The organism is Polaribacter sp. 2305UL8-11 (assembly GCF_058147165.1).
This window is the reverse complement of record NZ_JBYVJW010000004.1, coordinates 125,383-137,481: the sequence shown is the minus strand read 5'-3', so window position 1 is coordinate 137,481 and position 12,099 is coordinate 125,383. Positions and strand designations below refer to the sequence as shown.

9 protein-coding genes are annotated in these 12,099 nt (G+C 31.0%); 5 read left to right on the top strand and 4 right to left on the bottom strand.

Annotated features, from left to right (window positions below):
* Positions 1–361: 361 nt before the first annotated feature.
* Positions 362–2,194: a PLP-dependent aminotransferase family protein gene (locus ACY2RW_RS05095; protein ID WP_490121621.1), complete on the top strand. Its 1,833-nt coding sequence runs from the start codon at positions 362–364 to the stop codon at positions 2,192–2,194.
* A 90-nt stretch (positions 2,195–2,284) separates the two neighbouring features.
* On the opposite strand, the gene ACY2RW_RS05090 is transcribed toward ACY2RW_RS05095, so the two are convergent.
* Both ACY2RW_RS05090 and ACY2RW_RS05085 read right to left on the bottom strand, forming a co-directional pair.
* Positions 2,285–3,643 carry a pyridoxal-phosphate dependent enzyme gene (locus ACY2RW_RS05090; protein ID WP_490121620.1) on the bottom strand — a complete coding sequence of 453 codons (1,359 nt, stop codon included), beginning with the start codon at positions 3,641–3,643 and terminating at the stop codon, positions 2,285–2,287.
* A 373-nt stretch (positions 3,644–4,016) separates the two neighbouring features.
* Entirely contained in the window at positions 4,017–5,249 is a 1,233-nt protein-coding gene (locus ACY2RW_RS05085) for an ABC transporter permease (RefSeq protein ID WP_490121619.1), read from the bottom strand.
* Positions 5,250–5,253: 4 nt separating this feature from the next.
* Between ACY2RW_RS05085 and ACY2RW_RS05080 the strand changes: the two genes are divergently transcribed.
* Both ACY2RW_RS05080 and ACY2RW_RS05075 read left to right on the top strand, forming a co-directional pair.
* Positions 5,254–6,516 carry an exo-beta-N-acetylmuramidase NamZ family protein gene (locus ACY2RW_RS05080; protein WP_490121618.1) on the top strand — a complete coding sequence of 421 codons (1,263 nt, stop codon included), beginning with the start codon at positions 5,254–5,256 and terminating at the stop codon, positions 6,514–6,516.
* A 5-nt stretch (positions 6,517–6,521) separates the two neighbouring features.
* Positions 6,522–6,920 (top strand): hypothetical protein, encoded by a 399-nt coding sequence (locus ACY2RW_RS05075; protein WP_490121617.1) that lies wholly within the window; start codon positions 6,522–6,524, stop codon positions 6,918–6,920.
* Positions 6,921–6,992: 72 nt separating this feature from the next.
* Here the strand turns inward: ACY2RW_RS05075 and ACY2RW_RS05070 are convergent, their stop codons facing one another.
* Both ACY2RW_RS05070 and ACY2RW_RS05065 read right to left on the bottom strand, forming a co-directional pair.
* On the bottom strand, positions 6,993–7,832 hold the full coding sequence (locus tag ACY2RW_RS05070) for a sterol desaturase family protein (protein WP_490121616.1): 840 nt from the start codon (positions 7,830–7,832) through the stop codon (positions 6,993–6,995).
* 194 nt (positions 7,833–8,026) lie between these two features.
* Positions 8,027–8,548, bottom strand: a complete 522-nt coding sequence (locus ACY2RW_RS05065; protein ID WP_490121726.1) for a YkgJ family cysteine cluster protein — start codon at positions 8,546–8,548, stop codon at positions 8,027–8,029.
* Positions 8,549–8,714: 166 nt separating this feature from the next.
* Between ACY2RW_RS05065 and argS the strand changes: the two genes are divergently transcribed.
* Together argS and lpdA are read left to right on the top strand one after the other, a co-directional pair.
* Positions 8,715–10,490, top strand: a complete 1,776-nt coding sequence (gene argS / locus ACY2RW_RS05060; RefSeq protein WP_490121615.1) for an arginine--tRNA ligase — start codon at positions 8,715–8,717, stop codon at positions 10,488–10,490.
* 212 nt (positions 10,491–10,702) lie between these two features.
* The gene (gene lpdA, locus ACY2RW_RS05055; RefSeq protein ID WP_490121614.1) at positions 10,703–12,091 is read left to right on the top strand and encodes a dihydrolipoyl dehydrogenase; all 1,389 of its coding nucleotides are present in this window, start codon (positions 10,703–10,705) and stop codon (positions 12,089–12,091) included.
* Positions 12,092–12,099 lie beyond the last annotated feature (8 nt).

Genomic DNA, 12,099 nt, shown 5'->3' with positions numbered 1-12,099 from the left:
AGCTGATAAACAATAATTTAACTTGTTTTAAAATACGATGTCTATTTATTTTGCAGGATATTGATTTTTATTTTAAAAAAAACTGTCATTTAAAGTGAAATGAAATTAAAGTCGGAAAATCTCTAAACACTTTTCTCTGAGATTTCTCCACAGAGTAGAAACGATAAACAAACTCAATTTAAATTAAAAATGTCATTTCGAGCGGAATGAAATGTAGCCGAGAAATCTATAAATTTATTAATTTGATATTTCTCAAAAGACTAGAAATGATATTATTGATACATTTAATCTCTTCTTTTTTTAACGATACATAATTATCAAATAAATGTATATTTACAACTTCCTAAAAGTAGGTACATACATGCAGAATTTTATAACAAAAATATTGGCAAATTTGCCAAAAGATTGGCTAAACTTAACCACACACAGACTTGATATTTATAATGAAAAATTGGCTAAAATTCAGTTTTTAGAAGAGTTTATGCAATTATATAAGAATAACATTACTGAAGCAACTGCTTTAGACAACTTACCTACAGCCTACGATTATATTCGTTTAGGGCATCCTTTGTCTTGTGTTTTAGAATGGGTGATTGCAAATTCTCATCATTTACAATCACAAAATATTATTAGTTTTGATTCGAAGACAATGCCTGTTTTCGCCATTTTAAGAAAAAATGGTTTAGTCAATAAAAAAACACGAATTTTATATACAAATAAACTACCAACCTCTTTTGATGCCACTATTTTAAAAGAAGTGTATGGGTATCAATTCGAATTGCAAAAAGTAGTACAAGGTGCAAAAGTTCCTCCATTTGATGGGAGCACCATTTTTATACAACAAAAAGATACCATTACTAATTTTAACATTGTTGCTAATATTGATTTTTTTGTAAATATTCATCCAAATTTAGGCAGTATTGTTTTAGTAAATGGCAAAGAAAATGATGCTTATATTTTCGAGATTCAGCATGTAAGAAGAAGAGAAACAGTAGCCATGACTCCAGAAAATTGTTTGGTGGCTTTGCAAGATTATGTTGAAACATTTTCTTTTGAAAAACTAAAAACAAGTGAAAAAGTTGCCAATAAACTTCTTGTTTTAGATTCAATTATGGAAATTACTAATACAACTACTCTACCTTTAGTGGCTTCTAGTGGACTTTCTATGCAATTTGCCATTATGATGGGTTTGGTAGATGCTGCTTACGAAAATCACAAAGGAAAAGACATTAAATTTATTGTTCCACCAAATTGTTATGGAGGTACCAATGACCAAGCAAGACGTGTTGCTGCTGTTATTAAAAATGTAGAAGTAGTAGATTTACCTGTTGATGGTGATAATGACATGGTACAAAGTTTAGAAAGTGTTTTAACCAAAGTTGCTGAACAAGATGCAGTGCCTTATATCATCGCAGAAATACCAACAAACCCAAGAGTTGAAGTCCCAAATTTAGAAGATTTAAAAGCGGTTTTAAGTAAAAAACGTACCACTTTAACTGGTACAACTGCTATTGATTCTGTGTTTATTTTAGACCAAACATTTTGTCCTAATTATCACTTTTTAGGAGAAAATGCCATTTTATCTTCAGTTAGAGCAATTTCTTATGCAAGTGGCTCTAAATTTCCAAGTGGAGGAAAATGTACTGCTGGGTATTGTGTTGTGAATGAAAAAGCTGAAGCCTTATTAGAGAAAATAGAAAATCATTTAATGCTTTGTGATAATGAAGCAACTCCACTGCAATATGAAGTTTTAGCTGCACAATTGCCTTCTATGAATCAACGAATTAAAGATGCTTATAAAAACACGTTGGAGTTTGTGAATTTTATCAAAGCAACTTTACCTGAGGCGAAAATCAATTTTGTTTCTGAAAAATTAGCAGCACAAGGTTTTACACCTTCTGTATTTTCTTTGGATTTACCAACAAAAGGAAATACAGCTGTAGAAAAGGAAGCTTATAAAAGAGCCTTGAATTTGAAATTAATCGATTTAATGATTACTGAAATTCCAGATGAAAGCAAGTTTTGTGTCAGTTATGGTCAATTAAAAGGATGTTATTGGACCATTCCTGCAACTTCTACCCAAGGTACAACCAAAGAAGGTGATAAAGATTATATTGTACGTACATCTCTATCACCAAATTTAGATTTAGCATTGCATAAAAAAGTGTTTTTGGAGTTTGTAAAAAATATTTAAAAGAACCTTAATATGCTTTCAATTTCTTAATAAGATTAAAATAATATCAGAAAGATAAGGTCCAGATAAATACATGAATAAGTAATGGAACTACATCGCACTTATAATATCATATTTCGTAATAATATGATGATTTCCGTTTTCTAAATCTACCAAAACTGCTTGATTCTCTTTCGTTATCAGTTTAGAAATCGCATCTAATTTTGCCGATTTTTTTACAACTGGATATGGTTGTCCCATAATCTCTTTAATAGGCTTATTTGCAATGTTTTTATCAGCAATAAAATTATGTAGTAAGACAGATTCGTCTATAGAACCCACAAAACCATTAATATCTTTTACAGGAATTTGGCTAATTTTAAAATCACGCATTCTTTCAATAGCGTGCGAAACCAATTCTTCTGTTTGCACAGTTACCAAGGTTCTTTTTTCATCATTTTTTACCAAATCTGCAGCTGTTTTAATGTCTTCTTCCAAGAAACCTCTGTCACGCATCCAATCATCGTTAAACATTTTACCCACATATCTACTTCCATGATCGTGAAACAACACCACAACAACATCGTCTTTTGTAAAATGCTTTTTTAATTGCAATAATCCTTTAATGGCAGAACCAGCAGAATTACCCACAAAAACCCCTTCTTCTTTAGCTATTTTTCTGGTGTAAACAGCAGCATCTTTATCTGTAACTTTTGTAAAACCATCAATTAAAGAAAAATCGACATTTTTAGGCAAAATATCTTCTCCAATTCCTTCTGTGATGTAGGGATAAATTTCATTCTCGTCGAAAATACCAGTTTCATGATATTTTTTAAACACAGAACCATAAGTATCTACTCCCCAGATTTTAATATTAGGATTTTTCTCTTTCAGGTATTTTGCAACTCCAGAAACAGTTCCTCCAGTTCCAACACCCACCACAAAATGTGTAATTTTCCCTTCAGTTTGCTCCCAAATTTCTGGGCCAGTTTGCTCATAATGCGCAATTGCATTACTTGGATTGTCATACTGATTAACATACCAAGAGTTAGGCGTTTCTGCTCCTAATCTTTTTGAAACCGAATAATAAGAACGTGGATCATCTGGCTCTACGTTTGTTGGACATACAATTACTTCTGCACCAACTGCACGTAAAATATCCATTTTTTCTTTAGATTGTTTGTCAGAAATTACAAAAATACATTTATACCCTTTTACAATGGCTGCCAAAGCTAATCCCATTCCTGTGTTTCCAGAAGTTCCTTCTATAATTGTTCCTCCAGGTTTTAAACGACCATCTGCTTCTGCATCTTCAATCATTTTTAATGCCATTCTATCTTTTACAGAGTTTCCTGGATTAAAGGTTTCTACTTTTGCCAAAACCAAAGCATCTACTTGTTTTGTAACAGAATTTAATTGCACTAAGGGTGTATTACCTATGGTTTCTAATATATTTTTTGCGTAAATCATATCGTATTTTTGGAGTTGCAAAGATAATCTGTTTTTGGGCGTTCCACAAGTGTCGCGCTTTCCATTATATCTTTTTATTTATGCTGAATTTATTTCAGCATCTTTTCATGAAATGTTAACAGTTTCATTTGAAAGAGATACTGAATCTAGTTCAGTATAAAAAGGATGCCATTTCAATCGCTAACGCAGATTATCTAAAAGCTAATGGTTTTACCAAAAATTACTAGACTGTCTGCGTTAGCGATTGTAGCAATTGTTTGAGCTCTTTTTTGTTTTTCTCAAAAAAAAGCGAGTGCCTTTCGACTTAGCTCAAGATAAACTCCAAGCGCGACCTTTAGGGAACGCCCAAATTTTGAAAAACTTAATATAAATTCTAAGCAAACTTAATGGACTTTGAAGGAAGAATTTTAGTAATAATTACAGATGGAATTATTAGCATTAAAAAACACAAAATTAATGTACCAACATTTAAAGCTATAATTGCTCCTACACTAATATTTACAGGCATTGTAGCTACATAATAGGTTTCTGGGTCTAATGTAATTATTTTAAAATAATGTTGTATAAAAATGATAGAAAGCCCAATAATATTCCCCCAAAACAAACCTTTTAAAATTAAATAAGATGCATTGTATAAAAATATTTTTCGAATGCTTGTGTTTGTGCTTCCTAATGCTTTTAAAATACCAATCATTTGTACACGTTCTAAAATTAAAACCAATAGTGCAGTAATCATATTTATACCTGCAATTAAAATCATAATACTGATTAAGACCCAAACATTGTTGTCAAATAATTTAATCCAATCGAAAACAGCTGCATATAGCTCTAAAATAGTTTTGCTATTTAATGTAGCTCCAATATTACTGTAAATTTCTTCTCCTTTTGCTTCTATATCATCAAAACTATTTAGAACAACTTCAAAACCGCCAATTTCATTTTCGGACCACTTGTTTAAGTTTTGAACTTCTCTAATATCTCCAATCATCATAGATTTATCAAACTCTGCAAAACCAGAGTTATAAATACCAACAATAGCATATTTTTTGTTGGATGGTATTTTACTTGTTTTTTTTAAAAATGTGGCTAAAATGGTGTCATTTAATTTTAACTGTAAACGATTTGCAATTGTTTTAGATACTAAAACTTCTTTGGTTCTTTCTAAATTAAAATTAGGCACTCGCCCTTCTAAAAGGTATTCTTTAAAAAATGTCCAATCGTAATCTGTAGAAACACCTTTAAAAATAATACCTTCAAAATCGGTTTTTGTTCTTAAAATTCCTGCTGTACTTGCAAATACCTGAATATTTTTAATACCCTCTATGTTGTCAAACTTTGGATAAAAAGATTTTTCTTTTTTTATAGGAACTATAGATACATCAGAGTTGTTGTTATCGTAATTTACAATTTGAATATGGCCTTTAAAACCTGCCATTTTATCTCTAATTTTAGTTTGCATTCCACTAGCAGTAGCCACAGCAATTAACATTATCATTATCCCTAATGCAATTGCAGTGATTGCAATTTTTATTATTGGTGATGAAATGCTATTTTTATACTTTTTGCCAGCGATAATACGTTTTGCAATAAATAACTCGTAATTCAAATTGATGATAAATTTTAAACCTTTCAAAAGTACATATTTATTCTTATTTCTATTGCTGAATTTTCAGCTGATTTCTTGCGCGCAAAATAGAAAAGAGAAAAAAGAAAAGAGAGAAGAGGATACAGAAACTGTTATAAAAACTGGTGCTGAACAAACTAATTTATATCTCGATTTATTAAAAGGGAAAAATGTTGGTATTGTTGCGAACCAAACTTCTGTTTTATCTGTTTTACAAAGAGCAGAAGTTGCCCCAAATGTGATGGGTTCAAAAAAAGTAACGTACCATTTAGTAGATTATTTACATAATTATAATGGAATTACAGTAACAAAAGTATTTTCTCCAGAACATGGTTTTAGAGGAAAAGCAGATGCTGCAGAATTGATTAACGATGGTTTTGATACAAAAACAGGTTTACCAATTATTTCTATATATGGGAAAAGTAAAAAACCTTCTGCTAAGCAATTAGAAGGAATTGATGTCATGGTTTTTGATATTCAAGATGTGGGAGCTCGTTTTTACACTTACATTTCTTCGCTTCATTATGTAATGGAAGCTTGTGCAGAACTCGGAATTCCAGTTATTATTTTAGATAGACCAAACCCGAATGCACATTATATAGATGGTCCAGTTTTGGAAATGGAGCATACCAGTTTTGTGGGTAAGCATCCTGTTCCTGTGGTTTATGGAATGACAATTGGCGAATATGGACAAATGATTAATGGAGAAAAATGGTTAGAAAATGGAATTCAATGTGATTTAAAAGTAATTCCGAATAAAAATTATACACATAATTCGAGATATTCTTTGCCAATAAAACCTTCGCCAAACTTACCTAATGATAAAAGCATTAACTTATATCCTAGTTTAGGTTTTTTCGAAGGAACTACTATCAATGCTGGACGTGGAACAGCATTTCAGTTTCAAAGATATGGAGCGCCATTTTTTAAGAAAACAGATTTTTGGTATACTCCACAAGCAAACGAAGGTGCAAAATATCCAAAGCATAAAGGAAAATTGTGTTATGGAGTAGATTTAAGTGAAACTCCATATTTATCAAAAATTGACTTGTCTTTTTTAATAAATGCCTATAAAAAAACTCCAAAAACAGAAAAGTTCTTTGGAAGCACATTTACCATTCATGCAGGAACTGAAAAATTACAACAACAATTAGAGCAAGGTTTGTCTGAAGAAAAAATTAGAGCAACTTGGGTTGATGGTTTGGAGGAGTTTAAAAAAGTAAGGGAAAAATATTTGATTTACAAATAACTAAAATGACAAAAGAAGAAAAAGTTCTTTTTAATAAAGTCTTAAATAAAGGACAATTGTTAATTAATTTTCCAGTAATGATAGTAATGTTTGGTTTAATGTGGTTAACATATTTTTTAAATCATATTGGTTATTTCTCTAGCGCTTTTACAGCAATTGGTTTTGTTATTTCATTTGTTTTAGGGTGGTTAGTTTGGTCTTTTTTTATTGCTAAATGGAGAATTTGGGCTTTTGAAAAAATTGATGAAAAATATCACTGGGATTCAAAACAAGAAGCCATTAAAACAAAGTTAATATGGCCAGATGGACATATTTTTGAAAAAACAGAAATACGTACAAAAGAACAAAAAATAAAAATCAAAGCTATAAATGATAGGATTGATGAATTTAATAATACCGTCTAAAAGTTAACCTTGTTTTGTGGCAAAAAATTAATAAAGTTAGAAAAAGAAATAAACTAAAAATTAGAACCGAAATTATTGACTTTCCTCAACTCCACTAGGTTTTCGATAACCTTGAAAAGGCTGTTTCAATAACTCTTTTAAAGAAGAATTTGTGGCTTCATCTGGGAAAGTATCAACTCCATAGACAATTTTTTCACGGTCAAGTTCCATATAAGTTCCAAAAATTCTATCCCAGATAGAAAAGATATTTCCATAATTAGAATCTGTATATGGCAACATATTATGATGATGTACTTTGTGCATATCTGGAGACACAATAAAGTAACTCAAGAATTTATCTATTTTTGGTGACATTTTAATATTGGCATGTGTAAATTGTGTGAAAATTAACGACATAGATTGATAAATAAACACAATTGCAATAGGGGTTCCTACTACAAAAACACCTAATAAAGTAAACGCAAAACGAATGACACTTTCTATAGGATGATGTCTGTTTGCAGTAGTTGTATCAACTTTATGGTCAGAATGATGCACTAAATGAACCATCCACAAAGGTTTTATTTTGTGCTCTATGTAATGTGCTAAATACGCACCAAAAAAATCTAAAAATAAAACACCTAAAACCACATACAACCACAAAGGCATTTCTGGTAACCAATTAATAATTCCAAAATTATTGGCTTGTACCCAATCTGCTGTTTTTAATAGTAAAAAAGCTAAAGCAAAATTTATTATGATCGTCGTTAACGTAAAAAACAAGTTAGGAATAGCATGTTTCCATTTTTTGTAATCAAATTTAAATAATGGAATTGCACCTTCTAATAACCAGAAAAAAGTAATTCCACCAACCAAAATAATACTTCTATGGGAAGAAGGTATGGTTTCGAAATAATTAAAAATAGTTTCCAAAATAGTTTTATTTGCTACTAAAATAGTGAAAACTTTTTAAAAGTTCTCGATACAATTTTTATTCATACTTCAGAAAAATCACTCAAACAGACAACACTACATTTAAGTGCTGTCACTTCGAGTTATTTTAGATTTTTTTTAGAAAATTATATCGAGAAGTTTTTTGAATTTAATATTGAAAATAAAAGAAACTATTATCTCATAACCTTCTTATTTCCTTCTAAAGGTAAAACTTGTTTTAACTTCTCTACAATATTATATGTTGCAGGACAAATAAAAGTATTTGCAATGGTTAAATCTGTGATTCCAATAAACTTTTTACGATTTGTATGCGGATATTCTGCACAGGCTTTGGGTCTAACTTTATAAATAAAACAAGTATTGTCAGATTCGTCAAAAAAAGTACAAGGAGCAGTTTTTAAGACCATAAAATCATCTTCATCTCTTACTAAATATTGCTCATGAAAAGCAGCCACCTTCATCTTTAAATGTTTAGAAATTCTTTCTATATCTGTGTCTGTAAAAATCGGACTCGTAGTTTTACAGCAGTTTCCACACGTTAAACAGTCTGTTTTTTCAAACTCTTCTTCATGCAATTCTTGCATTAAATAATCCAATCTTTTTGGAGTACGCTTTTTTAATCTCGCAAAATATTTTTCGCTTTCTTTCTTTGCTTCTTGTGCTAATTTTGGGAGCTGCTCTAAACGTTTTTCCATAGAATAATAGGTTTCGACTGCGCTCAACCAGACAACAATAATGTCACCTTGAGCGCAGTCGAAAGGTTTTTGAAGGTTAATAATCAAAAATACATTTTTTCTACTTTAATAATCAACTAAAAAAAATAAAAATTACGTAATTTTGCATTTCAATTTTTGATACTATATGAACATTCAAAATAGCATAGAAACCAAAGTAAAAGAGGCTTTTTTAACTCTATATAATGTAGAAATTCCATCTGTAGAATTTCAGGCAACTAGAAAAGAATTTGAAGGAGATATTACTGTTGTGGTTTTCCCTATGTTACGTTACAAAAAAGGAAATCCTGCTGTTATTGGAGAAGATTTAGGAAAATATATTGTTAAAAATGTTGCAGAAATTACTAATTATAATGTTGTAAAAGGCTTTTTAAATTTAGTGATTGATGATGCTTTTTTTACAAATTTCTTCAATACAATTTACACAAATACAACTTATGGTTTTGTTTCGCCAAAGGCGGATGAAAAAGCGATGATGGTTGAATATTCATCACCAAATACCAATAAACCACTGCATTTAGGTCATGTTCGTAATAATTTGTTAGGCTATTCTGTTGCAGAAATTATAAAAGCTGCAGGTAAAAAAGTATATAAAACACAGATTATTAACGATAGAGGTATTCATATCTGTAAATCTATGTTGGCTTGGAAAAAGTTTGGCAATGGAGAAACTCCAGAATCAACTGGTTTAAAAGGAGATAAACTGGTTGGGAACTACTATGTAAAATTCGATAAAGAATACAAAAAACAAATCGCTCAATTAATTGCTGAAGGAAAAACAGAAGAAGAAGCAAAAAAACAAGCACCACTTTTAATAGAAGCACAAGAAATGTTGCTAAAATGGGAAGCTGGAGATACTGTAGTTGTTAATCTTTGGAAAGAAATGAATTCTTGGGTTTACAAAGGTTTTGACGCCACTTACAAAAATATGGGAGTTGATTTTAATACTTTGTATTATGAAAGTGATACGTATTTATTAGGAAAAGATGTAGTTGCACAAGGTTTAGAAAAAGGCGTTTTCTATAAAAAAGAAGATGGTTCTGTTTGGTGTGACTTAACAGATGAAGGTTTGGATGAAAAAATTGTATTGCGTTCTGATGGAACAGCAGTATATATGACCCAAGATATTGGTACAGCCATTCAGCGTGTAAAAGATTTTCCAGATGTTGGAGGAATGGTGTATACAGTAGGAAATGAGCAAGATTATCATTTTCAAGTCTTGTTTTTAATTTTGAAAAAACTAGGATTTGACTGGGCAAAACAATTGCATCATTTAAGTTACGGAATGGTAGATTTACCTTCTGGAAAAATGAAATCTAGAGAAGGAACTGTAGTAGATGCTGATGATTTAATGGTAGAAATGACAACTACAGCCAAAGAAATATCTGAGGAATTAGGAAAATTAGACGGATATTCTGATGAGGAAAAAAACGAATTATACAAAACCATTGGCTTAGGAGCTTTAAAATATTTTATTTTAAAAGTAGATCCTAAAAAAAGAATTTTGTTCGACCCAAAATCTTCTGTAGATTTTCAAGGAAACACAGGACCTTTTATCCAATATACTTATGCTAGAATTCAATCTATAATTAGAAAAGCTGATTTTGATTACTCTAAACCAGTTTCGATTGAACTACATGAAAAAGAAAAAGAATTATTGAAACAATTGGAGTTGTTTCCAGAAATAATTCAGCAAGCTGCAGCCAATTATTCGCCTGCAGTTATTGCTAATTACACATATGATTTGGTAAAAGAATTCAATTCTTTTTATCAAAATGTATCAATTTTAGGAGAAGAAAATCAAGATAAAAAAATATTTAGAGTACAATTGGCTAAGAAAGTAGCAGATACAATTAAGTCTGCATTTTCTTTATTGGGAATTCAAGTTCCAGAGAGAATGTAAAACTCCATCCTAACCTTCCCTAAAGGAAGGAACTGTTCTGGAAATTGAATGGTTATTGGTTGTAAATATTGAATAAAGTTTTAGTAAATAATAAAAGTTAGTAAATTAGCGCGCGTTAGGGATTGGAATGGCATCCTCTGAACTTGTTTCAGAGATATAATGGAAAGCCTGTTAAAACGCCCAAATAAAAAGTATAGAAAACAAACACAATTATGAAATACGACATCATTATTATAGGAAGTGGCCCTGGAGGATATGTAACTGGAATTAGAGCCTCTCAATTAGGTTTTAAAGTTGCCATTGTTGAGAAAGAAAACTTAGGAGGAATTTGTTTAAACTGGGGATGTATTCCAACAAAAGCGTTACTAAAATCTGCGCAAGTTTACGATTATTTAAAACATGTAGATGAATATGGATTAAAGGCGGAAGCAATTGACAAAGATTTTGAAGCTGTAATTAAGAGAAGTCGAGGTGTGGCTGATGGAATGAGCAAAGGTGTTGCTTTTTTAATGAAGAAAAATAAAATTGATATTATTAACGGTTTTGGAAAAATAAAAACGGGTAAAAAAGTAGATGTTACTGCAGAAGATGGAAAAGTAACGGAATATGCTGCAGACAATATTATTATTGCAACTGGTGCACGTTCTAGAGAATTACCAAACTTACCTCAAGATGGTAAAAAAGTAATTGGCTACAGACAAGCTATGAGTTTACCAAAACAACCAAAATCTATGATTGTTGTAGGTTCTGGTGCTATTGGTGTAGAGTTTGCACATTTCTATAATTCTATGGGAACAGAAGTTACGATTGTAGAATATATGCCAAATGTGGTTCCTGTAGAAGATATTGATGTTTCTAAACAATTTGAGCGTTCTATTAAAAAAGCAGGTATTAAAGTAATGACAAATTCTTCTGTAGAATCTGTAGATATTTCTGGTGATGGAGTTGTTGCCACTGTAAAAACAAAAAAAGGAGAACAAACTTTAGAGGCAGACATCTTATTATCAGCAGTTGGAATTAAATCGAATATTGAAAATATTGGTTTGGAAGATGTAGGTATTATTGTTGATAGAGATAAAATCTTAGTAAACGATTTTTATCAAACTAATATTCCTGGTTATTATGCAATTGGTGATGTTGTTCCTGGGCAAGCTTTAGCGCACGTTGCTTCTGCTGAAGGAATTACTTGTGTAGAGAAATTGGCTGGTTTGCATACAGAACCAATTGATTATGGAAACGTTCCTGGTTGTACGTATGCAACTCCAGAAATTGCTTCTGTGGGTATGACAGAAGCAAAAGCAAAAGAAGCAGGTTATGAACTTAAAGTTGGTAAATTCCCTTTTTCTGCCTCAGGAAAAGCGAAAGCAGCTGGTACTCCAGATGGTTTTGTAAAAGTTATTTTTGATGCAAAGTATGGTGAATGGTTAGGATGCCACATGATTGGTGCTGGAGTTACAGATATGATTGCAGAAGCTGTTTTAGGGCGTAAATTAGAAACTACTGGACATGAAGTTTTAAAAGCAATTCACCCTCATCCAACTATGAGTGAAGCAGTAATGGAAGCTGTTGCAGATGCTTATGATGAAGTGATTCATTTGTAGAAATAGAA